Below are 23,487 nucleotides of genomic sequence, written 5' to 3' on the forward strand. Positions count from 1 at the left end.
TTACTTATTTAAGATCTTGTATTCATCATTATCCAATGAGTTACAAGAAGAAAGAATTAATAATAGAAATAAGGCAATCAATTTATTTTTCCTTAAGACTCTCATATCGCCCTATTAATTTTTATCATGGGATCAATCTGTACATGGTAATATACATCATCAATGCTTATGTCACTCTATTTCATTAGTTTCTTAACCAGTTCAGACACTCAGTGATTTGCACTTTACTAATAAAAACACCTGTATTTACTTCAGGTTCAGGAGAAAGCCTAAGTTCTACTTTCTGGCTTGAATGCTTAATGATTTCTGTGACTGCTTCTTTATTGATGATAAACTTACGGTTTATTTTAAAGAAAACCTGTAGATTCAGTTTTTGAATAATATCCTTGATGGTATCGTCATAAATATAGGTTTGATGATCTTTTGTAGTAAGAAAAAGATATTTTCCGGAAGCAAAGAAGTATGCAATATTCTGTTCATCCACAGATTTAAGCTTATTTCCTTCTCTTACCATGAAGCGCTTCATCACCTCAGAATCATCCTGACGCAAGGTAGAAATGGACCTCAATACTGGTTCGGGGTCAAAATTACTAATGGAAATGAATTTCTGTAATGCTTTATGTAAGTCTTCTTCTTCAAAAGGCTTAAGAAGATAATCTATGGTAAAATGCCTGAAAACTCTCATAGCATAGTCATCAAAGGCAGTTATGAAAATAATTGGGGTAAAAAGCTCAACCTGTTCAAAGATTTCAAGACTCATCCCATCTCCCAAATGGATATCCATAAAGATAAGGTCTGCTGAGTCGTTTTCGAAGAATTCTATTGCCTGTTTTTTTGACCGAAGAACCACAGTCTCAGAGACAGAGACGATGTTTTGTGTATCTAATAAATTCTTCAGATAATTAACTGCCAGCAATTCATCTTCTATAATTGCAATTTTCATAACATTGCAAAAGTACAAAAAAACCGCTAAAACAATCAAGTTCAAGCGGTTTCAAGGGTTGTTAATATGAAGTGTTATAAATTAGGATTATTCTTCTTCGCACTCATCGGATATTCTATGGTATATCTCACGTCATTCTGCTGAAGAATATATTCCTTACCATTAATGGTATGTGTAATTTTTTTCTGGTTTGCTCTTCTAAGATCGAACCATCTATGTCCCTCTGCTGCAAACTCTCTGAACCTTTCATCAAGAATAAAGTTCATGAAGTCTGTAGCATTCATTGGGATAATATTATTTTGAACTGAAGTATATCCTTCAGGGGTATATCTGTTTTTTAATACCTTTGATAAGATCTCTTTTGCCTCACTAAGTTTCCCAAGCTTCAATAATGCTTCAGATTTTATAAAATACATTTCAGTAGTTCTAAAGGATACTTTGAATTCAGAACTTCCTCTTTTAATGATTTTATACTGGCTGCCATTTTTTTCAAAATAAATTTTAAACCTTTTATCTGTAGCGTCGTTGTATTTTGAAATCAAATCTGTAGATGCAAAGGATAAGTTCTGTGCAGCACTGTCAAATACATCATCCAAAGCCATAATAGACTCTACAGACATATAATGATGAGGGGCTGTATTGCTCGTGTTTAAGTTGCTCAGCTCTCCTTTTACTGCCAATACCTGATCTGCGTAGGATAAGGCTTTATTCCAGTCATTCTCATAAAGGGCAGTTCTAGCCTGTAAAGCCAACAATGCTACCTTGGAGAATCTATAATTGATACCTGCAGACTGCTGCTGCTCTACCATAAGCCCTTCTGCTTTGCTCATATCTGCATGAACCTGATTATATACTTCTTGTACAGAAGACGGTTTCAATACTGCTTCAAGATCCATTTCAAGATTGATAGGAACTCCTCTGTCTGTAGAGGCTGTAGCACTATTGTATGGTTTCCCATATAGATTCACCATATCGAAATATACATAGGCACGTAATGCATAAGCTTCTGCAAGGATCTGCTGCTTCTCTGGAGAGTCTTGCATGGTCTTGCTTCCTTCGTTAATGATCTGGTTCAGATAAAAAACCACTGAATAAAACTTTACCCAAGGAAATTCTGCTGTTGCCGAGTCATTATTGGTATCCTTCCACATTGCGATTTCACGATAAACGTTGAAGTCACTTATATTTTCATTAATGGTTACCTCATCTGTACGAAGCACAGACAAAGATTTGTGAGACGGATATTTTGCATAAGCAGATGTAAGAACTTTACGATAATCTTCTACCGTTACCGGGATAACTTTTCCCTCCGGCTGTACATCCAAAAATCTGTCACACCCTATACTGGTAAAACTGATTGCTGCTAAGGCTATAATTGTAGTGATTTTTTTCATTGTTTTCAAGTTTTAAAAAGAAACATTAAATCCTATTGTAACAGATTTGGTAATAGGCTGTGCATAGATATTACCATAGGTTTCCGGATCAAAATATCCTTCGTAGCCATTACTGAATACAAACAGGTTACGTCCTTCAACGCTTAGCCTAAGACTAGTGATTCCCATAGGAGCGGTAAATTCCTTAGGAAGTGTATATCCTAAACGAATACTGCTGATTCTTACATAGCTCACCTCTTTAGCCCATATATCCAGTAAACCATAGGTATTGGAACGATTACCAGCAAACCATTTGTTAGCCATCCATCCATCAGGATTTGCATCCATGTCAGGACTTGTAATGCCCGGCAATGAATTTCCTGCTTCGTAAATCTCCCTTGTATAGTTTCTTCCTCTGTCCAGATCCATCCCTCTATAAGATGGAGTACGCATTACTGTCTGCTTGAAATTGAATGTAGCAGCAACAGTAAGGTCAAAATTATGAACCTTAAAGGTGTTGATAATACCTCCGGTAAACTTAGGGTCTCTATCTCCTACATAGGTAAACAGGTTTCTCAATTCTTCATTTGAAAGTTGTGTATCTACAAACTGACCCGGAAGAAAATCTGCATATACATCATAAAGCTTGAAGAAATCTGCAGCTTTTACTTTTTCATTTCCTTTCCAGAACATTGGGTTTCCATTTTCGTCCATTCCTGCAGTTTTTAGAGCAAAAACAGCGTTTACAGGAAGTCCTTCTCTGGACGGAAGCATTGCATTGTCACGAGGCTGTTCGCTAAGAACGTTACTTTTGTTATGGGCAAAGTTGATGGTCGTTGACCATTTAAAGTTCTCCTTGTTGATGTTTCTGGTGGATAGTGCCAATTCAAAACCTTTGTTGGTAAGGCTTCCCCAGTTCATCATGGTATATTCAAATCCGGTTTCAAGCGGAGTTTCCTTCATGCTGATCATATCCGTCCCTTTTCTGTTGTAAACATCAGCAGTAAGATTCACACGGTTATTAAATAACCCCAAATCAAGTCCAAAGTTGATATTGGTTGTTTTTTCCCAACGAAGTTTATCATTTGGCGGGCTGATTACGTTAATAACATCTTCTCTCATCCCCGGAAGAATGTTTGCATAGTTGTATTCACCAATAAAGAATGGTGAAGTATTACGGTCAATATTCCCCTGCAAACCATAAGAAGCTCTTAGCCTAAGATTGGAAACAGCTGTGATATTCTTCATGAAGTTTTCCTTCGTTACCAACCAAGATCCTGAAACAGCCCATATTGGAAGATACTTATACTTTTTATTAACCCCGAATAAATTGGTCCCATCATATCTCACACTTCCAAAAAAGGTATATTTTTGGTCATAGGTATAGGAAGCCGTAGCAAACATGGATGCATAAGCGTTCTCTACAGGAGGGATTTCACGATAGGTTTCATACCTCTTGTCTGCTGCAAAATTAGCAGTAGGGAAAGCTATAGGAGTTCCTGTTCTCGTATTTTTATTATAACCAAAAGCTCTTGTAAGCGTAGTATTATCTTCCGTTTTACGAAGTTCTGTTCCTGCCATCAAATCAATTTCATGTACAGAATTGATTTTTGTATTGTAGGTTCCCTGTAGCTTCCAGTTATATTGAAAGAAGTCGTTATTCCAGTTTTGCTTAATATCTCCGGCAGGCAGGAAATAGCGGTATGCACCATCTTTATAGTAACGGGTTCCCTCCTTCATCTTTCTGGTAAAGTAGGTCTCCTGTCCGGCATATTTCTCCGTCTTATTGGTATCATATTGAAGTCCCAACTGTGAAGTAAATCTCAGATTTTTGGTTGCCTTATACTCTAAGTCCAATATTGCCTTTAACGAGTGATTTTTCAGTGTATAACTTGTATTCTCTCTTTCTTCAAGGAAATTGAAGGGAATATAAGTATCTGCAAAACCATCTATATCCTTATCATATCTGTAACTTCCATCCGGATTGAACGGATTCATGTACGGATTGGCATTTCTTGAATAGTTAACAGGGCTCGCTGCAGCATCTGCATCCGTCATGAACGATTGTCTCTCGCTCTGTGTACCGAAAATAGAGATTCCTGCATTTAACTTATCACTTAGTTTATAATTATTTTTTAGGGTAAGGTTATATCTTTTAAAACCAGTCCCAATTGTTGTTCCCTCTTCATCAAAATACCCTAGCGAGAAGTAATAGTCAGAATTATCACTACCTCCGGAAATACTTACTCCATATTGTTTGTTTATGGCATTTCTGTATAGTAATTTCCCCCAGTCGGTATTATTATTTCTTAACGAGTTAAGCTGCTGACGTGTCAATGGATTCAAAGCATCCAAGCCTCCACTTCTGAAATCATCAAGCTGGTGATTCTGAGTTAAAATTCTCATCACTTCACCTTTGTCTGCACGGTAAGTAAGATCTGCACGTTTTGCAAGCATTAGCTCAAGGTCTACTTTTTCAGATGCATTCAAAAGGTTCAGACGATCAAAATCAGGGCGGGCTGTGATGAAAGTATCAGCCGAGAAGTTTAATTTCATGCTTCCCTTTTTCCCTTTTTTTGTTGTAATGGAAATTACACCATTAGCAGCTCTTGCTCCGTAAATTGCTGTTGCAGCAGCATCTTTCAGGATCGTAATATCCTCAATATCGTTAGGGTTTAATCCTGCAATAGAAAAATTCTGAAGCTGATCAATATTATCCTTATCGGTGAAGTTCGGTACGTCATTTCCTTCTAATGGAAGCCCGTCAATTACCCATAGCGGATCCTGTGGACCGGACAATGAAGCTGTTCCACGAATTCTGATTTTTGCCGGTGCACCAGGAGCCCCGGTCTGAGGAGCAACTGCAACCCCTGCAATCTGTCCAGCCAACATTTGGTCTACACTCGCTACCCCAGCCTGGTTGATATTATCCATTTTTACCGTAGCAACTGCTGAAGTTTGCTTACGCTTTTCAATCTTCTGATATCCGGTAATGATAACCTCCTGAATTTTATTTTTATCTGAAACCTCAGAGCTCAGTCTCACCGTATAATTGGTTTTGTCTTCATTGATCAGAATCATCCTGGATTCATATCCTGGATAACTTACCAATATAGATTTTGTACCGGTTGGTACTTCCAGTATAAACTTTCCGTCCTTATCGGCAACTGTACCTACTGATACACTTTCAATAATTCCGTCCAGATCCGTTTTTGTAGAAACAGATTGGGCTTCTATTTTTATAGATGCACCGGCAATTGCGCCGGAAGTATTACCATCTTCTATCTTTCCTGTGATCGTTTTCTTTTCCTGAGCAAACGCAACCTGAGCAGCTAAAAGAGGTAAAAGTATTAGAGTTTTTTTCATAGCTGTTTATTTATTTTAAAGCCTCTTCAATACGAATGATTAAATCTGTGTAATGAGCTCTTGAAGAGTCATCACCTTTGTATCTGGTTCTATTCAGTAAGTCCAGAACTTTCTGTAGCTCTGCTCTTTTATAGGTAGTTACTTCAGATACTCTTTTCATGGATGAGTAATTAATGTTTCTAAGGTTCTTATCTTCTTCATGATAATTACAGATCATGGGCATATTCAGATTATGATCTGTCTTTAACCCCTTCACTGCTGTTTTTTCGAACAGTTTATTCACTGAAACAATCATCGCATCTACATAGTTCTTCTGTGCCATTTTTTCAAAGATTGTAAGGCTTCCTCTTTTATTAAAAATGGCTCCTCTTACCTGATCAAATAGATTTTCAACAGTATAAATCTCATCCTTAGAACCTGAAACTTCATGCTTTAACTCATTTTCAAGCAACCTAAGCAATCTGTCATCCATAAACAGGGAATAAATGTTGGCATACTGCATTCCTCTTGCCAGGGTATAAGGCGTCTGCTCAAATGGTCCCATCGGTGAGTTTTTAACCGGATAGGTCTTCTCTGTAATTGGATTGAAGAATAACCATTCCGGAAGGTTGATTGAATTCTTAACAAGGTAATCAACTGCTCTTCTTTGTATTTCGGCAGGAACTGGTTCGTATGCCTTTTTATTGTTACCAAAAACAGTGTTATTCAGGTAAATCCCTCCTACATTCGCCATTACATGACCTGTATACAAGTCCCATTGCCCGATAGCTTCCAAATACAATTTACCTGTTGCTGTGTAATCTTTACCATCTTCATAGGTCCATTTTAAAAGATTATCTACCACTACTTTCAGGTTTTTCATTCCGTATTCGCTGGCCTTCATTGCATCATCTCCCAAGTCTTCAGACTGCGAACGCGGATCTATTGTTTCCAGATAACTCTGCTGTTCTCCGTAGAAGTACATTGGATCATCTTGATGTTTTTCAATCAGGTTTCTCAATGCTTTTTTCTCAACAAACTCATCCGGGTACCAACGATAACCCCATTCAATGGCATATTTATCATAAAGCCCGATTTTCGGAGTGATTGCCGTAACACCATCTTCCGGCTGAGCCACATAGTTGTAACGTGCATAATCCATAATGGAAGGTGCAGTTCCACCCATTCTATCCGTAAATTCCTTTGAGCGAAGTGATTCTACAGGGAATGAGAAAGATGCTCCCATATTATGCTTCAATCCAAAAGTATGTCCTACTTCATGGGATGAAACAAATCGGATAGCTTCTCCCATATGTTCATCACTAAACTTATTTCCTCTGGCTTTTGGATCTATTGCCCCTGTCTGAATCCTCATCCAGTCATGAAGAGAAGTCATTACATTATGCCACCAAATGATATCGGCTTCAATAATTTCACCACTTCTTGGATCTACTACTGATGGCCCCATGGCATTCGACTTAGGTGAAGCCGCATAGGTGATTACAGAATATCTTACATCATCAATATCAAAATCTTCATCCTTTTCGTCCGGCATTTTTGCAATTACAGCATTTTTAAAACCAGCCTGCTCAAAGGCAACCTGCCAATCATGTACTCCTGCAATGATCTTTTCACGCCATTGTTTTGGAGTGGCAGGATCTATATAATAAACAATCTGTTTTTTAGGTTCTACCAATTCTCCTCTCAGATATTTCTCCTTGTCTTCATCTTTAGGTTCAAGGTTCCATCTTGTGATGAAGAATTTTTCGTCCATTTTCTGCTGACGGTCATTGAAAGTCCAGTGCTTTTCAGAGAAAAACCCTACTCTCGCGTCTGAAACTCTGGGTTTCATAGGTACGCTAGGAAGCAATACAAGATTACTTGTAACCCCCAACGTCACCGGTAAATCTACACCTCCCTCATTCACGGAAGTACTCAATTGAGACTTCACAACAAGGTTTTGGGGAAATGTTTTTACTCCTTCTATATAGGAAAGACTTGATTTTACTGATCCACCAAGGCCTACATTCGCCAAAACATCATTAAAACTCTTCTGATTTCCATCAAAAACCTTGTTCACCTTAATGGCTACTGAAGTGGAGTCATTGTTTTGTGCTTCAATATCAAAAACCTCAATTACAGACTCTGAAAAGTTATCCTTAACAGATTTTGTAATGGCATCATTTTTAGGTGACGACACTTTAGCTTCAGAGGTTTTAACCCATACTTTCTTGGCTAATCTGTCACGGTGAAAAGAAATGATCTTATTTTCATAGTTCATTCCCTTATTTAAACCCGCTTCATTCACCTGCATAGGTACCTGAGATAGTTTATTGACCACCAAAAACTGGCGTCCCATCAAACTGTCAGGTATTTCAAAATAAACATCCGTTTTTACCTGTATCGTATTAAAAAGACCTTTTTTATAGGTACCTTTTTTGATCAGTTCGTCAATTTTTTTTGTTTTTTTTGATGATGAAACATCTGTTTTTTCAGCTTTGTCCTTGGCCGTTTTTACAGTATCCTTTTTCTGTGCCATTACCGCCGGCGAAGCCAATGCAAGTCCTAGATACAGGGCAAGTCTGTAATTCTTCATTAAAATAGTCCGATTCATTCCAAATAGTAAATATCTTAGTTTCAGCTAGCAAAGCTATAGGTATAGTGAATTATTAAATAATATTAGGGAGTGAGAGGTTGTTTTTTGGGAGTGAATGGATTTTTTTATTTTACTTCATTAATGGCAAAAAACATATGAAATTTTCACCATCTACAGAAATATGAAGCAGATTATTCTTAAAATACTCATAAACCTGATTCAAATAATCAATCCCGAATTTCTCACCCTGAACAACTTCCGTTTTGGGCTGCCAGGTGTTCTTCACCATAATCTCGTTCTTTTCTATTATAATAATGATCTCCAACGGTTGATCTATCGTCGCAATATTATGTTTTATAGCATTTTCCACTACAATTTGCAGGGATAGATAAGGAATCCGTTTTTCTAAACTTTCCGGGCAATTGATGATGAGTTCAAATCTCAGCTCCTCATCAAACCTACTTTTCAGAAGCTCCATATATTTTTTGATAAAATCAATCTCCTTGGCAACGGAAACAATATTTTCCTTTGGGGGAACAATCAAATACCTGTAAATCTTGGAAAGGTTCATGGTAAACTTTTGAGCATTATCCTTATTAATCCCAATCAGCATATAAAGTGAGTTCAATGAATTGAACAAAAAATGTGGATTGATGTTATTTTTAAGCTGCTGCAACTGATTAATCACCTCTGCCTTGTGCATTTTTTCATTCTCAATTAGCAGTAGATTTTTTTCTGTTTGTATCTTTTCCTTTTCCCTGTAAGCAATATTTGCTGATCTTTGAAATAAAATAAAAACCGTTACAATCAGAAATAAAGCCGCCAGAAATATGTAAACAGTATAAGCTTTTACTTTGTTAGTATTTTCATCAATAATAAAGTTAACATGATTTACGACCGTATATCCATCAAAATTATCCGTTTTTAAAGGCTTTATAAATCGGGTGACTTCCACTCCAAGATATTCAGAAACAGCAGTTCTTTCTGTATAACCTGACTTTACAGTATTGCATATCGTATCTTGTGGTTTGATATCTGTAAAATCGAAAATATTCTTTCCAAGATATTTTTTTTCCGGATGAGTCATACAAATCCCCTCCTTTGTGAACACATAGGCGTAGGTATTTGAGCTTTTATCTACATTGATAAAATACTGGTGAAGATCATCCAGGCTCACTGTAGAACCATAATACAGCCTATTTTTACCAGGAAGCACAAGGGAATCATAACTTACCCAGTACATGCTATCTCTGCGAGTGATCAGAAGATCTTTAAAGTGTCCCGGGCCATTATTTTTTATAGCAACAGACTTTCCAGTACTTTCCCTATTTTTAAAAAGATCAGCTAAAGGATTATTGCTTTCCGACTTTCCCGTTCCATTCTTGTCATAATAGTACCAGCTGTAAGTTAAAAGATTTCTTTTTTTGTTTAAACCATTTAAAACCAAAGAGTAGTCCTTATAATTCTTCAGTCCGTCTTTTTGAATCAATTCACGAAGCAGGTATTGGTAATCTTCAATATTTCTAAATTCATTTTCTACCGATTCATATTTTCGGAAGAAAGTTTTTCTTGCAAAATCCTCAGTATTTTTCCGGCTGTCTTCTGTAATTAAAAGACTTAGAACAGCAAATGCTGCCACTGCAATGAAGCAGACAGAAAGCGCTGTAATGTAAACGGATTTTCGGGATAGGGTATGTTTAAATTGAATGCTCAAGCTCTTCTACATTGTTATTTCCTCAAAAGAAAGATACGGGCAATACTTATAGCAAAGCCTATTTTTGTAATTCTTCCGTAGATAATTTATTAGTTTGCAAAGATATAACAAAGATTTCAGGACCAAAAAGTGAATTAAAAATATATGAAACAATCGATAAACAGAGCTCTTTTGAGGAGAGAAATGTACGGTCAAAATATTTTTTCTAAAAAATAAGTTTTTCTATGTCTTACAATAGGATCAGGAAAGCTATAAATCTTAAAATTAGTTAATATAGATATTCAATCAGCAGATTACGCTCTTAAATATTCTGAAATTAATTATCTTCGCCTACAAATCTAATTTGAAAATGAAGAAGATCATCTCCGGAATCTCTATTTTTTGCTCTATCATTATTTCAGCACAGGAATCTATTCAGTTCCAGGAACTCCCTTTCAAGGAAATTATAGCAAAAGCCAAAAAGGAAAAAAAATTGGTTTTTATTGATGCATATGCTTCTTGGTGTGGCCCCTGCAAAATGATGGAAAAAAATGTTTTTCCTCAGAAATCGGTAAAAGACTATTACAATACCAACTTCATCAATGCAAGATTTGATATGGAAAAAGGAGAAGGAAGAGACATTGCCGCCAAATATGGAGTTCGTTCCTACCCTACTTATCTTTTCCTGAATGGTGACGGCGAGCTTGTTTCCAGAAATACCGGCTATATGGAGGAAAGTCTATTTGTAGCAATGGCTCAGGATATCAATTCACCGGGGAACAATAAAAACTCTCTAAAAGACCGCTTTGCCAAGGGCGAAAAGGATCCTACTTTCCTTATCAATATTATGAAACTTAATTCTGATACTGATTATGAGTTTGCCAAGAAAGCCTCTGAAAGATATTTTGAAAACAAAAAAAATACGGAAGAGTTTTCAAAGGATGAAATAGGATTTTTATTATTTTTCCTAAAATCAACTGAAGATTCCAATTATAAAACTTTTTCTGCAAGAAAGGCAGAAATTATAAAGTACCTTCCGGAACAAACCTACAATGAATTTGATGCTCAACTGAAGCTATCAAAAATTGTAGAACAATCCATTGATGATAAAAATAAAAGAATCAATGATGAGTATTTTCTGAAAACGGCTGAACCATTAGTAGGCAAGCAACTAGCTACCGCAAAGCTTAACCAGACTAAACTTAGCTATTATGAGCAAAATGCCAATTTCCCTGAGTATGAAAAAGCAGCCTTGGATTATTATAAAAACTCAGATTCATTTAATCCTGATGAGTTGTTAAGAGCATCATGGGTATTCTTAGACCATGTAAAAACCCCATCCTCCTTGAAAAAAGCCACTGAATGGGCAGAAAAATCAGTGATGAGAGGAGAAACCTCTGAAAACACCTATATCCTTGGTAAGCTTTACTTTTTAACTGGTAACAAGGAAATGGCAAAAAATTATGCTGAAATGTCTAGGAATATAGCCACTCAGTCCAATAAGGACTCCAAATTAGCAGAAGAATTATTAAATCAAATAAAATAACACATATTGATGAAGTACAGAGTATTAGCAGGTGCCTTGGCATTTTTGGCAATAGGAACTCTTAATGCACAAGAGCAAAATGAGGAAAAAAGTTTATATATAAAGGGCAATGCTCTTTTTTTACCACTAGGTATTGTTAACCTGGCTTTAGAAAAACAGATCAGTCCAAAATATACTATTCAGGGAGATGTCTTTATTTCACCATGGAAATCATTTGCAGGACATGAATTACAGTTTTACTCAGCTTCTGTTGAAGGAAGATATTATTTTAATGAAGCTTTCAAGCATTGGTATGTAGGAGCCAACCTTTCTTTTGCTGCCTATAATGCACAAAAATGGAACTACTGGAACGATAAATCTGCCATAAACGAGAATGGTGAAACTATTGTAAACTCCAATCTTTATCAAAAAGGATTTTCTGTGATGTTGGGTGTTACAGGTGGTTATCAGTTTCAATTATCAGACCGTTGGAATCTTGATCTATACGCTACAGTAGGAACTTCCCAAGGTTTTTATAAAGGTTATGATCGCACAACAGGAAAACGCTACGATGGGGCTGAAAAATTTAATAAAAGTGGTGAAATTATGCCTTACAGAGGGGGCGTAATGATCTCTTACAAATTTAAATAAAACAATGAAGTTATTCGGAAAAAACCATATTATCATTTCAGTGATCACTTTTGTGATCCTTTTTTTAATGAACTATCTTGGAAATGATCTTCCTGACAAATTACAAAGAGCCTTATTAACAGCCTTTGCAGGTGTTGTTGGTCTTACCATTGGACTTTTTATATTAAATAGGGGCAAAAATGATAAGACTCCACCCCAAAATTTTGATTAATCTTCATAAATAACATATCGGGTTCTGATTTTTTCAAAACCCTCTAAATCTTTTTTCCATGACGCCTTAATTTCCGGAATTGATTTTCCAGCAATAATCTGCTTTCTGAATTCATCAGTTCCGGACAGGGTATCAAACCATAAGTTCTTCAAAAAGAAATCTAATTGTGGGTTCTTATAGTTTTGATAGGCTTTTATTACCCATTCCAAATTAAGTTCTCTTAGATCTTTAGGATAATTAGATAGGTTTTCTCCATAGCAAAGCTTTCCGTTCAAGAAAGGATCTTTTGCGCCATAACTTGGTTTTGGAGTAAATTGATAAGGTAAACTTTCTGTCCATGGAGAACCATAAATCTGAAAAGGCTGCTCCGTTCCCCTTCCTACAGAAACCTGGGTTCCTTCAAAAAAGCATAAACTCGGATACAAGTTAATGGCTTTATCATTAGGTAAATTAGGTGATGGTTTATCTAATATTGGATAACGTTGTTTTTTATGATAATTTTTCATTGGAATTAAGGTGTATTTCGCCTGAACTTCATTTTTCAGCCACTTTTCACCGTTTACCATTTTTCCGTATTCACCTATTGTTAATCCATATACTACAGGAACTTCATGCATTCCTACAAAACTTGTCCATTTCTTTCTCAAAACAGGCCCGTCGGTATATCCATCATGGGGGTTCGGACGGTCTAGTACCATGACTTCCACATTATTTTCAGCTCCAGCCTCCATCAGGTATGTTAACGTTGAGATATATGTATAAAACCTTACCCCAACATCCTGAATATCAAACACAACAATATCTATCCCTGCCAGTTGTTCTGGCTTGGGTTTCTTATTGCTCGCATACAAAGAAACAATTGGAATTCCTGTTTTAACGTCTACTCCATTTTTTACTTTAGCCCCTGCATCAGCGTCTCCCCTGAAACCATGTTCCGGTGCAAAAATAGATTTGATCTTAACACCATTTTTCACTAAAAAGTCTACCAGATGAGTTCTGTCACTCATCAAACCTGTCTGATTGGTTACTACACCAATTGTTTTTCCTTTTAATAAGGGCAAATAAAGCTCAGGTTGGTCCGCACCGGTTTTAAAATCCGATTGAACTTGAGTTTGAGAATAATATTGGTTGAATACTCCTAAAAAAATTAGGCAAATCAGAAGTAAATTTTTAATTTTGAAATCTAAATTCATAAGCTTGAAGTTTCCTTTATATTTCTCTAGAAAAATAGCATTTTCCAAAGATAACAAAAATAACCTATCACGGGTTATCATCTTCATTGGCAGGCTTTCTGTAGCTCTTGGAATCATTGTTTCCCTGATTACTGTAGCCACCGGATTAGGTTCCAAAAAGGCGATCAAGGAGAGACTTGCAGATTTCAGCGGACATATTACAGTAAGATCTACACGATCCAATTCTTCATACAATACTTCGGTATTGGATAATCAAGGATTAAATATTTCAAAAATAAAGGAGCTTCCTGATGTGGAAACTGTTCAAAAATATGCAACCGTAACAGGTATTATGCGTAATGAACATAATTTCGCAGGAATCATTTTTAAAGGAATAGGAAAGGATTTTGACAGCTTAAGGTTTAAAAAATTTCTTCTTGCCGGTACCACACCAAAGGTTACTGAAGTAGGATTCAATAATGATGTTGCCATTTCACAAAAAGTAGCCAATGATCTTCACCTTAAGGTAAATGACAGCATAGTTACTGTATTTTTGAAGACTGATCAAAAGCCGATCTACCGAAAATTCAAAATTATCGGAATCTATAGAACAGATATTAAAATGATTGATGAACAGTTCGTTATTGGCGGAATCAATCATGTAAGAAAAATTCTGGATATGAAAGGCGACGAGATTGGTGGGGTGGATATTTTCCTGAAAAATGTCAATGATATCGACAAGGATTTTCCTGACATTGAAAAACTCATCGGCTATAAAAACTATGCAGAAAAAGCCACTGAAAAGTTTCCCCAGATCAATGACTGGATCAGTATTTTTGATACTAATATTGCACTCATTATCATCATCATGCTGATTGTGGTAGTCATCAATATTATTATGGTTCTTCTTATCCTTATTATTGAAAGAACAAATTCCATCGGTTTGCTAAAAACATTGGGTGCCAATAACGCACAGATCCGAGCTACCTTTATCAACTATACACTAATCATCATGATTCCAGGGCTTTTGTATGGAAATGCCATTGGATTAGGATTAATTCTAATTCAAAAATTCTTTGGGGTTATCAAGTTGAATCCAGAAAACTATTACGTAAGTACAGTTCCGGTAGATCTTAACCCTATTGCCATTGTTTCCATTTCATTAGGGATTCTGGCGATCTCAGCACTTGCTTTAATTATTCCGAGTTATCTGATCAGTAAGATCTCTCCAGTGAAAGCAATTAAGTACAATTAATTATTAGAAGTTGATGTTTGTTGATCATTGGAACTCTTTTCAATGCTTCAGTTTCGTCTGCAAATCATACAGGACAGAGATAATTTTAAAAGCATTATCTTTGCACCGCATATAAAACATTTATGAAATACGCAAAAAATATCCTTGAAACGATAGGTAACACACCGCTGGTAAAACTTAACAAGGTGTTAGGTGAAGACTTCCCAGCACTAGTTTTAGCAAAAGTTGAGACATTCAATCCCGGAAACTCTGTAAAGGACAGAATGGCTCTTAAAATGATAGAAGATGCCGAAAAAGACGGCAGATTAAAACCAGGAGGAACCATCATTGAGGGAACTTCCGGAAATACAGGAATGGGATTGGCACTTGCTGCTATCATCAAAGGCTACAAATGTATTTTTGTAACCAATTCTAAACAATCTAAGGAAAAGTGTGATATTCTTCGTGCTGTAGGAGCAGAAGTAATTGTTTGCCCTACAGATGTAAAGCCTACTGACCCGCGTTCTTATTACTCAGTGTCAAAAAGACTGGCTAAGGAAACAGAAAACGGATGGTATGTAAACCAATATGACAACTTATCCAACAGAACTGCTCACTATGAATCTACAGCTCCTGAGATCTGGGAACAGACGGAAGGTAAACTAACTCACTTTGTAGCAGGTGCAGGAACAGGAGGTACTATTACAGGATGTGGAACATTCTTTAAGGAAAAAAATAAAGAAATCAAGGTAATTGGTGTTGATACTTACGGATCTATTCTTAAGGAATTCCACGAAACAGGAGAACTTCATTACGATCATGCTTATACTTACATTACAGAAGGAATTGGGGAAGATATCATTCCTGAGAACTATGATATGTCTGTAATTGACCATTTTGAAAAGGTAACGGATAAAGACGGTGCCATCTATGCAAGAAAACTGGCTAAGGAAGAAGGTATTTTCTGCGGATACTCTGCGGGAAGTGCAATTGCTTCATTAATTCAAATGAAAGATCAGTTTACAAAAGATGATGTAATTGTAGTTTTACTTCACGACCACGGTTCAAGATATGTAGGAAAAATCTACAATGACGAGTGGATGAAAGAAATGGGCTGGTTAGAATAAGTAACTTCCCTTTTACTACTTTTAATATAAAATAAAAATCAGAGCAAATGCTCTGATTTTTTTATTGTTTATTGATATTTTCCTTTAAGGTTTTCTTTAGCAAATTATACTCTTTCTCACTCATGGATTTCTGTGGAAACATATAATTATATTTCCCCTCCAGAGAGATGAATTCATTATTACTGTCAAAATATTCAAAATCTTTCCATTCACTGGTTTCCTTTTCTCCATCAATATTAACTGTAAAAAAATTTTGATCAAATCTGATCTCGAATACCTTACACCTTTCAAGCACACTTAAATAATGACTGACCTGTTTTTTCCATCTTGAAACCTTGTTAACACTTACAGACAAGAAAACGGCACAAAGCAGAAATATAAAACTCAAAAAGTATAAAATTCCTTTACTATTTTCACTTAAACTGTCTTTAAAAAAAAATACAATGACTAAGATAACAGCGGATGCAATGGTTGTTATTGTTTTACTCTTAGTTGTAGGTGAAAAAAGCAGACTTCCTTGGTTACCACTAAAATAAATATCCTCAAAATTCTTTCTTTCAGTTCTTAATGTAATAACCTTTTCCTCACTCATAATACATGGTTTGTTTTAAAAAGCTACAAAACTAAGCTAAATATCTTCATATTGGTCACTTATTGCAGAAAGTTTGTTCATCAAATCCCTGTTTCTACGCTTTAAAGCTTCCAGTTTGTTCAGCATATTATGAATAACTTCCAATCCTGGAAGATTGATTTCAAGGTCATAATGCCAGTTGGTAAACTTTTCCAGATCAGGCAAGTCTTCATACATCAGATAGTGAATATTGTCTTCCACCTGTATATTCAATAAACCATATTCTACAAGGTCATCAAAAAATGTGATTTCTATATTGTATATTCTTACGAGTTCCTCCCGTGATATTCTTTCACTCATAGCCTAGGAATTTTTAAGTTGTTCAAAAAGTTCTTTCTGCTTCTCTGTAAGATTGGTAGGCAGTTTCACTTCGTAGGTTACAAAAAGATCGCCGTGTTCCCCCTCTTTTTTGTAGACAGGAAATCCTTTACCTTTTAGTCTTACGGTAATTCCGGTTTGCGTTTCCGGTTTTACTTTTAGGTTTACACTTCCATCCAGGGTATTTACCTTTACATCACCACCTAAAATAGCAGTGTATAGATCGATGGTCACCTTTGTTTTAAGATCATCACCAATTCTTTCAAAATCAGGATCCGTAGGAATATTGAACGTAATATACAAATCTCCGTTTGGCCCTCCGTTTATTCCCGGATTTCCATGTCCTTTCAACTTAATCTGCTGCCCGTCATAAACTCCGGCCGGAATGGTGATTCTTACCTTTTTCCCATTGATTTCAAAAGTTTGTGGATGTGTTACTGCGGCATCTCTTAAGTTTAGATTCAGCTCAGCCTGCACATCTTTTCCCTTGAACTTACCGGATGCTCTTCCTCTCGAACTTCTGCCAGAACCTCCTGCACCTCCAAACATACTTTGGAAGAAATCTGAAAAATCCTCTCCCTCTCCAAAATCAGCACCTGAGAAGCCTCCACCTCCGTAGTTCTGCTGCTGATATTGTCTTTGCTGTTGTTGTTGAGCTTTTTCATATTCCTCACCGTGCTTCCAGTTTTCACCGTATTTATCATATTTTGTACGGTTTTCAGGATTACTGAGGACTTCATTAGCTTCATTCAGCTCCTTGAATTTTTTTTCAGACTCCTTATCATCAGGGTTAAGATCCGGATGCAGTTTTCTAGCCAATTTTCGGTAGGCTTTTTTAATGTCATCTTGTGTTGCGTTTTTATCTACGCCTAGAATTTTATAGTAATCTATATAAGCCATAGAAACGATGTTTACCCAAATTTATGAAATTTAGGCTTGAAAATTGCATAGCAGAGTGTTAAAAATAAACCTATCTTTGATAAAAAGCACCACATGAAAGAGGTATTAAAAAACTACTCAGGAATCATATTTTTACTTTTGGGAATCACTATTGGAAGCATTATAGGAATTGTAGCTCCTGGGTTTGTGGAATACATAAAACCATTGGGAGATATTTTTCTTAATCTTCTTTTTGTGAGTGTAGTACCCTTGGTGTTTTTTGCAGTATCGAACTCCATTGCCTCTTTAGAACAACAATCAAGGTTCGGAAGAATCATTCTTGTGATGGCACTTACCTTTCTATTCTTTATTTTGACAGCGGCTATTTTCACTATTTGTGTAGTGTATCTTTTTCCTGTTTCAGGAGTTTCCGGAAGTTCGGAGATCGTAACTGAAACGGCTAGTGATGAAAGTTGGGGAAATAGGATTGTAAGCTTTTTCACTGTGGGAGAATTCACCGCGCTCTTTTCAAGACAAAATATGCTTGCATTGCTTATTTTTGCATTTTTAACGGGTTTTGCAGCTAGAAAAACAGGAGAAAGCGGCCAGCCATTCAGGGTTTTTATTGCCTCAGGATATGAAGTAATGAAAGAGCTTCTTTTACTGGTAATGAAGCTGGCTCCTATTGGATTAGGGGCTTATTTCGCTTATCAGGTAGCAACATTAGGCCCACAGCTTTTTGGTTTTTATGCTAAGCCTTTAGGCTTATATTATGTTGCAGGAATTATCTATTTCCTTGTCTTCTTTTCAATCTATGCATTCATGGCGAGTGGAAAAAATGGTGTTAAAAGTTTCTGGACCAATGCCATTTATCCTACTCTTACAGCAATAAGTACCTGCAGCAGCTTTGCAACTATGCCAGCAAATCTACAGGCAGCTTCCAAAATTGGAATTCCCAATTCTATTGCTAACCTGGTGATTCCTATTGGTACTACCTTACATAAAAATGGATCCTCAATGTCTTCTATTATTAAAATATATGTCGCTTTTTTAATTATTGGAAAAGATTTCTTTGATCCTGCCAATTTACTTCTGGCTTTAGGAATTACGGTTTTTGTGAGTATTGTAGCCGGAGGAATTCCTAATGGTGGATATATTGGTGAAATGCTGATGATCTCTGTGTATAAACTTCCTCAGGAGGCTATTCCTGCTGTAATGATTATCGGAACCCTTGTAGATCCTTTAGCAACAGTTCTTAATTCTGTAGGAGATATCGTTGCGGCTATGTTTGTGAATCGGTTTGTAAAAGTCACCTGATTGAAAGTTGGCCATTCATACAATTTACAAGTGCTTCTATTCTAAAAGAAATCTACACTATTCACTGCGTTGTACAGGTTCAAGGTTTTCATATTCTTCAGGAGTGAAAAGCCTGTACTGAACTTTAAATGTTTTCCCCAAGGGTGTTTCCAATGAAAATCCACCAGGTCCGAAACCATCTGTGACATCGAGTGTAAAGTGGGAATATTTCCAGTATTCAAAGAGGTCGCGGTCTATCCAGAATTCATATCCTTTAATGGTTCCTATCATGGCATCATTCATCCTTGGAAAGAATCCTCCTTTTTCAAAGCATTGTGGCTGCGTTCCTTCACAGCACCCCCCTGCCTGATAAAACATGAGTGCCCCATACTTGTCTTCAAGTTCATGAATGACTTCAAGCGCCTTTTCTGTTGCAGAAAGCCTTGCTGTTTTTCTTTCCATTATTTTATTTTTTCAAATTTAAAAAATTGAACATTATTATCTGAATAAATAGGCTCGGCAAAAGTATTTGCCGAGCCTGCAGCTCATTGTTTAATTTGAGTTTGCAATATCCAACACAATCCTTCCATCAATCTGTCCTTTTTTCATTTTATCAAAGACATCATTAATATCTTCGAGTTTGGCTGCAGTTACAGTTGCTTTCACCAGTCCTTCATTGGCAAAGTCCAGGGCTTCCTGCATATCTTTTCTGGTTCCTACAATAGAACCTCTAACGGTTATTCTTTTTAAAACAGTTTCAAAAATAGGAAGCTCAAAAGATCCGGGAGGCAATCCATTCAAGGCAATGGTTCCTTTTCTTCTCAGAACATCTATTCCCTGTTTAAAGGCAATAGGTGAAACAGCTGTAATTAATGCGCCATGCATACCACCAACTTCCTTATGCAAATATTCTCCGGGATCTGTATTTTTTGCATTCACCACAAGATCTGCACCCAGTTTTTTAGCCAGTTCCAATTTATCATCTGCTACATCAATGGCAGCAACATGCATTCCCATCGCTTTTGCATACTGAATCGCTACGTGGCCCAATCCTCCTATTCCTGAAATAGCCACCCATTCTCCGGGCTTTGTTTCGGTTTCTTTGAGTCCTTTATAAACGGTTACTCCTGCACATAAAATAGGTGCAATCTCCAGGAAGTTAACATTAGACTTCAGGTGTCCCACATACCTGGAATCTGCAATAACATATTCTGCAAAACCTCCGTCTACACTGTATCCTCCATTTTTTTGAGCCTCACAAAGTGTTTCCCATCCTGTAATACAATAATCACAGCAACCACAGGCACTATATAACCAGGGAACTCCTACTGCATCTCCTTCTTTTACAAAAGCTTCAGGTCCGCAAGCCACCACTATACCTACCCCCTCATGTCCCGGAATAAGGGGCATTTTAGGCTTGGCAGGCCAGTCTCCATCCACAGCATGCAGGTCTGTATGACAAACGCCACAGGCCATTACTTTCACAAGAACTTCATATCTGCCGGGTGCTCTTACGGGTACTTCTTCTATCTTCAGGGGCTGTCCGTAACCTTGAACTACGGCAGCTTTCATTGTCTTTGGAATCATATTTTATTTTTTTGAATTGAGTTTTTATGGGTTAATAGTTTCCTACCCATCCGAAAAATTCCGGATAAGAAAGTAATATTTGCGTGAGGGATAGTAAGGGCGGTGAGGTACGAGCCGGTGCGGAATGCAATGAAGCACCGAAATGAAATGAAGCCCTGCATAGCCCGACCGTTTTGCCCTGGATAAAGCCAAGGCAATCGGGCACGTCCTAAAATTAATATTAAAAGAAACCTAACTTGTTTTTGTTATAGGAAATCAGCATATTTTTGGTCTGACGGTAATGATCAAGCATCATTTTATGATTTTCTCTTCCTATTCCGGACTGCTTGTAGCCTCCGAAAGGTGCTCCTGCCGGATATGAATGATATTGGTTTACCCAAACTCTTCCTGCCTCAATCTGACGTGGAATATTGTATAGCTGATGCGCATCTCTAGTCCAAACTCCTGCTCCCAATCCATAGATGGTATCATTGGCTATTTTTATGGCTTCTTCCTCATCCTTAAAGGTTGTAAATGCCAGCACAGGACCAAAGATCTCTTCCTGGAAAATTCTCATTTTATTATTTCCTTTGAAAATAGTAGGCTGGATGTAGTATCCGTCTTCAAGGTCTTCTCCAAGGTTATTTACATTTCCTCCTACCAAAACTTCTGCTCCCTCTTCTATTCCTAACTGAATATAAGACAATATCTTATCCTTTTGGATCTGAGAAGCCTGCGCTCCCATCATTACGGTTTTGTCTAATGGATTTCCTAACTTGATGGCTTTTACTCTTTCGACTACTCTTTCGATAAAGGCATCTGCAATTCCTTCCTGAACTAGTAATCTTGACGGACATGTACAGATCTCTCCTTGGTTAAGGGCAAAAAGTACAGCTCCCTCAATAGCTTTATCTAAAAATTCATCGTCTGCATCCATTACAGAATTGAAAAATACATTGGGCGATTTTCCTCCTAATTCTAATGTCACAGGAATGATATTTTCTGTTGCATACTGCATTACTAAGCGGCCTGTAGCTGTAGACCCTGTAAATGCTGCCTTGGCAACTTTAGGATTAGTAACCAAAGCTCTTCCCAGTTCTGCCCCAAAACCATTAACAATGTTGATGACTCCTGCCGGTAGTAAATCTCCGATAAGTTCCATTAAAACCATAATGGATACCGGTGTACTTTCTGCAGGCTTTAAAACCACGCAATTTCCAGCGGCTAAGGCCGGAGCTAGCTTCCAAACAGCCATCAATATTGGGAAATTCCAAGGGATGATCTGTGCAATAACTCCAAGCGGCTCATGTACGATTAAAGACACAGTGTCTTTATCCAATTCGTTATGCGAGCCTTCATCTGCCCGAATAACAGATGCAAAATATCTGAAATGATCTATTGCAAGTGGCATATCCGCGGCCAGAGTTTCTCTTACAGCCTTACCGTTATCAATGGTTTCTACTGTAGCAAGATATTCAAGGTTTTGTTCTATTCTGTCTGCAATCTTATTGAGAATGATGCTTCGCTCTGTAGATGATGTATTTTTCCAGGTTTGGAATGCTTTTTCTGCTGCATCTACAGCCAAATCCAAATCTTCCTTGGATGAGTGGGCTACCTGAGTGAACTTTTTACCATCCACTGGTGAAACTACATCAAAATATTGTCCTTTAACCGGGGGTGTAAATTTACCACCAATATAGTTATCGTATCTGTCTTTAAACTCTGGACGTTGTAAAAGAGTTGTTGATTTTGGTTCTGTAATTGTGCTCATATTAGTATTGTTTATATTTTTTCGATGATGCCAAATTACATGTACAACCCCAAAAAAACATAGCACAATCGTATAAAAAAGGTGCAAAATAGTATTAGCAGTCTAATTTTATCATTTTATTAACAACAACATAGGTTCATATTTTATATATTTGGAATACCAGTTTTCAAAAAATATTTAGAAATGAATAACAATAGCAAGTTTTTATTAAACACTCCTAAATTAACTCAGGAGAGGCATCTATTGAGTCTTGTTGAAAACCAGACCACATTCAATCTAAACAATTGTGAATTCAGTATTTATGAAACCCATAAGGCCGCATTTGGGGTAAAGCTTCACTTTGAAAACATTGCATTTACAGCCATGTTAAGAGGAAAAAAGCATATGAAACTGGATAATAAGACCAATTATTTTGATTATTTTCCGGGAGAAAGCATTCTGGTTGCTCCTGGGGAAACCATGGTCATTGATTTTCCTGAGGCTGATGAAACGGCTACACAATGTATTTCCTTAAGTTTAAATCCTGATTTTATAGAGGATTCTCTCAATTATTTAAATTATCACCTTCCAAAGGTAGATGAGTCTTCACAATGGAATATTCAACTGGATGAATATTTTCTTTTTAATAATCAGGCATTGGCTTCTGCAACCAATAATATTATGAGGATTGCCATGGATGATAATTCTCAAAAAGATATTATGGCAGATTTTGCACTGAAAGAGCTTCTGATAAGACTTATGCAAACACAGGCAAGAAGTCTGGTAGAAAAAAATCTTGTAAAAAACAGATCAAGAATGGGGTTTGTGGTAGATTATATTAAAAGAAACCTACATCAGAAATTGTCTATTGACAGCATTGCAAAACTGGCGTATGTGAGTAAATCCAACTTCTTTAAGATGTTTAGGGATGAACTTGGAATTTCCCCGAATGATTTTATTCTACAGGAAAGAATCAGCAAGGCAAAAGAATTATTGGCTGGACAAAACAGTATTAAGGAAACTGCTTTTCAGACAGGGTTTTCCGACACCAATTATTTCACAAGAGTATTTAAGCAGCTTGTAGGAGTTACCCCAAAAAGTTATCAGAATGGAAAAATATTCTCCAGATAATTGTTTATAATTCCTGAAGCCTATTGATAAAAAAGCCCCTGAAGTA

Annotated in this window: 19 protein-coding genes; 7 read left to right on the forward strand and 12 right to left on the reverse strand. The window is 36.7% G+C overall.

Translation table 11 applies throughout. The annotated features are described in order from the left end of the window. Nucleotides 1-184 precede the first annotated feature (184 nt). The 5 genes from EG359_RS08320 to EG359_RS08340 form a co-directional block, all read right to left on the reverse strand. The gene (locus EG359_RS08320; RefSeq protein ID WP_076352399.1) at nt 185-943 is read right to left on the reverse strand and encodes a LytR/AlgR family response regulator transcription factor; all 759 of its coding nucleotides are present in this window, start codon (nt 941-943) and stop codon (nt 185-187) included. A gap of 74 nt (nt 944-1,017) precedes the next feature. Then, a complete protein-coding gene (locus EG359_RS08325) occupies nt 1,018-2,337 on the reverse strand; it encodes a RagB/SusD family nutrient uptake outer membrane protein (RefSeq protein ID WP_076352400.1) in 1,320 nt (439 codons plus the stop codon). A 12-nt stretch (nt 2,338-2,349) separates the two neighbouring features. Continuing rightward, nucleotides 2,350-5,682, reverse strand: coding sequence for a SusC/RagA family TonB-linked outer membrane protein (locus EG359_RS08330; protein ID WP_076352401.1), 3,333 nt, complete (start codon nt 5,680-5,682; stop codon nt 2,350-2,352). A gap of 10 nt (nt 5,683-5,692) precedes the next feature. Next, nucleotides 5,693-8,275, reverse strand: a complete 2,583-nt coding sequence (locus tag EG359_RS08335; protein ID WP_076352402.1) for a zinc-dependent metalloprotease — start codon at nt 8,273-8,275, stop codon at nt 5,693-5,695. 112 nt (nt 8,276-8,387) lie between these two features. Further along, on the reverse strand, nt 8,388-9,971 hold the full coding sequence (locus EG359_RS08340) for a histidine kinase (protein WP_076352403.1): 1,584 nt from the start codon (nt 9,969-9,971) through the stop codon (nt 8,388-8,390). 349 nt (nt 9,972-10,320) lie between these two features. Between EG359_RS08340 and EG359_RS08345 the strand changes: the two genes are divergently transcribed. From EG359_RS08345 to EG359_RS08355, 3 genes are read left to right on the forward strand one after another with little or no spacing between them, the layout of a single operon-like run. Next, the gene (locus EG359_RS08345) at nt 10,321-11,496 is read left to right on the forward strand and encodes a thioredoxin family protein (RefSeq protein WP_076352404.1); all 1,176 of its coding nucleotides are present in this window, start codon (nt 10,321-10,323) and stop codon (nt 11,494-11,496) included. Between the two features lie 9 nt (nt 11,497-11,505). Further along, a complete protein-coding gene (locus EG359_RS08350) occupies nt 11,506-12,126 on the forward strand; it encodes a DUF3575 domain-containing protein (protein ID WP_076352405.1) in 621 nt (206 codons plus the stop codon). Between the two features lie 4 nt (nt 12,127-12,130). Continuing rightward, the gene (locus EG359_RS08355) at nt 12,131-12,337 is read left to right on the forward strand and encodes a hypothetical protein (protein WP_076352406.1); all 207 of its coding nucleotides are present in this window, start codon (nt 12,131-12,133) and stop codon (nt 12,335-12,337) included. On the opposite strand, the gene EG359_RS08360 is transcribed toward EG359_RS08355, so the two are convergent. Beyond that, nucleotides 12,334-13,530, reverse strand: a complete 1,197-nt coding sequence (locus EG359_RS08360; RefSeq protein WP_076352752.1) for an exo-beta-N-acetylmuramidase NamZ family protein — start codon at nt 13,528-13,530, stop codon at nt 12,334-12,336. The genes EG359_RS08355 and EG359_RS08360 overlap by 4 nt on opposite strands. 4 nt (nt 13,531-13,534) lie before the next feature. On the opposite strand from EG359_RS08360, the gene EG359_RS08365 reads away from it, so the two are divergent. Together EG359_RS08365 and EG359_RS08370 are read left to right on the forward strand one after the other, a co-directional pair. After that, on the forward strand, nt 13,535-14,764 hold the full coding sequence (locus tag EG359_RS08365; RefSeq protein ID WP_076352407.1) for an ABC transporter permease: 1,230 nt from the start codon (nt 13,535-13,537) through the stop codon (nt 14,762-14,764). Between the two features lie 122 nt (nt 14,765-14,886). Then, nucleotides 14,887-15,870: a PLP-dependent cysteine synthase family protein gene (locus EG359_RS08370; RefSeq protein ID WP_076352408.1), complete on the forward strand. Its 984-nt coding sequence runs from the start codon at nt 14,887-14,889 to the stop codon at nt 15,868-15,870. A 61-nt stretch (nt 15,871-15,931) separates the two neighbouring features. Here the strand turns inward: EG359_RS08370 and EG359_RS08375 are convergent, their stop codons facing one another. Genes EG359_RS08375 through EG359_RS08385 form a run of 3 tightly spaced genes read right to left on the reverse strand, consistent with a single transcriptional unit; the run spans nt 15,932 to nt 17,719 of the window. Further along, entirely contained in the window at nt 15,932-16,462 is a 531-nt protein-coding gene (locus EG359_RS08375) for a hypothetical protein (RefSeq protein ID WP_076352409.1), read from the reverse strand. A gap of 36 nt (nt 16,463-16,498) precedes the next feature. Beyond that, nucleotides 16,499-16,801, reverse strand: coding sequence for a chaperone modulator CbpM (locus tag EG359_RS08380; RefSeq protein ID WP_076352410.1), 303 nt, complete (start codon nt 16,799-16,801; stop codon nt 16,499-16,501). Between the two features lie 3 nt (nt 16,802-16,804). Continuing rightward, nucleotides 16,805-17,719 (reverse strand): DnaJ C-terminal domain-containing protein, encoded by a 915-nt coding sequence (locus EG359_RS08385; protein WP_076352411.1) that lies wholly within the window; start codon nt 17,717-17,719, stop codon nt 16,805-16,807. 93 nt (nt 17,720-17,812) lie between these two features. Here EG359_RS08385 and EG359_RS08390 point away from each other — a divergent pair, with 93 nt between their 5' ends. Next, entirely contained in the window at nt 17,813-19,015 is a 1,203-nt protein-coding gene (locus tag EG359_RS08390; RefSeq protein ID WP_076352412.1) for a dicarboxylate/amino acid:cation symporter, read from the forward strand. A gap of 57 nt (nt 19,016-19,072) precedes the next feature. Here EG359_RS08390 and EG359_RS08395 read toward each other — a convergent pair whose 3' ends face one another. From EG359_RS08395 to EG359_RS08405, 3 genes are all read right to left on the reverse strand, one after another. Beyond that, nucleotides 19,073-19,456: a DUF779 domain-containing protein gene (locus EG359_RS08395; protein WP_076352413.1), complete on the reverse strand. Its 384-nt coding sequence runs from the start codon at nt 19,454-19,456 to the stop codon at nt 19,073-19,075. Between the two features lie 90 nt (nt 19,457-19,546). Beyond that, complete coding sequence (gene adhP, locus EG359_RS08400) at nt 19,547-20,581, reverse strand: alcohol dehydrogenase AdhP (protein ID WP_076352414.1); 1,035 nt, start codon at nt 20,579-20,581, stop codon at nt 19,547-19,549. 220 nt (nt 20,582-20,801) lie between these two features. Further along, on the reverse strand, nt 20,802-22,331 hold the full coding sequence (locus tag EG359_RS08405; RefSeq protein WP_076352415.1) for an aldehyde dehydrogenase family protein: 1,530 nt from the start codon (nt 22,329-22,331) through the stop codon (nt 20,802-20,804). 183 nt (nt 22,332-22,514) lie between these two features. On the opposite strand from EG359_RS08405, the gene EG359_RS08410 reads away from it, so the two are divergent. After that, nucleotides 22,515-23,441: a helix-turn-helix transcriptional regulator gene (locus EG359_RS08410; protein WP_076352416.1), complete on the forward strand. Its 927-nt coding sequence runs from the start codon at nt 22,515-22,517 to the stop codon at nt 23,439-23,441. Nucleotides 23,442-23,487 lie beyond the last annotated feature (46 nt).

This window comes from Chryseobacterium joostei, assembly GCF_003815775.1.
GTDB classification, from domain to species: domain Bacteria; phylum Bacteroidota; class Bacteroidia; order Flavobacteriales; family Weeksellaceae; genus Chryseobacterium; species Chryseobacterium joostei.

What these genes read in the sequence shown, in the direction of transcription:
- EG359_RS08320 (WP_076352399.1), bottom strand. Translation starts at nt 943, where the DNA reads ATGAAAATTGCAATTATAGAAGATGAATTGCTGGCAGTTAATTATCTG.
- EG359_RS08325 (WP_076352400.1), bottom strand. Translation starts at nt 2,337, where the DNA reads ATGAAAAAAATCACTACAATTATAGCCTTAGCAGCAATCAGTTTTACC.
- EG359_RS08330 (WP_076352401.1), bottom strand. Translation starts at nt 5,682, where the DNA reads ATGAAAAAAACTCTAATACTTTTACCTCTTTTAGCTGCTCAGGTTGCG.
- EG359_RS08335 (WP_076352402.1), bottom strand. Translation starts at nt 8,275, where the DNA reads ATGAATCGGACTATTTTAATGAAGAATTACAGACTTGCCCTGTATCTA.
- EG359_RS08345 (WP_076352404.1), top strand. Translation starts at nt 10,321, where the DNA reads ATGAAGAAGATCATCTCCGGAATCTCTATTTTTTGCTCTATCATTATT.
- EG359_RS08350 (WP_076352405.1), top strand. Translation starts at nt 11,506, where the DNA reads ATGAAGTACAGAGTATTAGCAGGTGCCTTGGCATTTTTGGCAATAGGA.
- EG359_RS08355 (WP_076352406.1), top strand. Translation starts at nt 12,131, where the DNA reads ATGAAGTTATTCGGAAAAAACCATATTATCATTTCAGTGATCACTTTT.
- EG359_RS08360 (WP_076352752.1), bottom strand. Translation starts at nt 13,530, where the DNA reads ATGAATTTAGATTTCAAAATTAAAAATTTACTTCTGATTTGCCTAATT.
- EG359_RS08370 (WP_076352408.1), top strand. Translation starts at nt 14,887, where the DNA reads ATGAAATACGCAAAAAATATCCTTGAAACGATAGGTAACACACCGCTG.
- EG359_RS08375 (WP_076352409.1), bottom strand. Translation starts at nt 16,462, where the DNA reads ATGAGTGAGGAAAAGGTTATTACATTAAGAACTGAAAGAAAGAATTTT.
- EG359_RS08380 (WP_076352410.1), bottom strand. Translation starts at nt 16,801, where the DNA reads ATGAGTGAAAGAATATCACGGGAGGAACTCGTAAGAATATACAATATA.
- EG359_RS08385 (WP_076352411.1), bottom strand. Translation starts at nt 17,719, where the DNA reads ATGGCTTATATAGATTACTATAAAATTCTAGGCGTAGATAAAAACGCA.
- EG359_RS08390 (WP_076352412.1), top strand. Translation starts at nt 17,813, where the DNA reads ATGAAAGAGGTATTAAAAAACTACTCAGGAATCATATTTTTACTTTTG.
- EG359_RS08395 (WP_076352413.1), bottom strand. Translation starts at nt 19,456, where the DNA reads ATGGAAAGAAAAACAGCAAGGCTTTCTGCAACAGAAAAGGCGCTTGAA.
- adhP (WP_076352414.1), bottom strand. Translation starts at nt 20,581, where the DNA reads ATGATTCCAAAGACAATGAAAGCTGCCGTAGTTCAAGGTTACGGACAG.
- EG359_RS08405 (WP_076352415.1), bottom strand. Translation starts at nt 22,331, where the DNA reads ATGAGCACAATTACAGAACCAAAATCAACAACTCTTTTACAACGTCCA.
- EG359_RS08410 (WP_076352416.1), top strand. Translation starts at nt 22,515, where the DNA reads ATGAATAACAATAGCAAGTTTTTATTAAACACTCCTAAATTAACTCAG.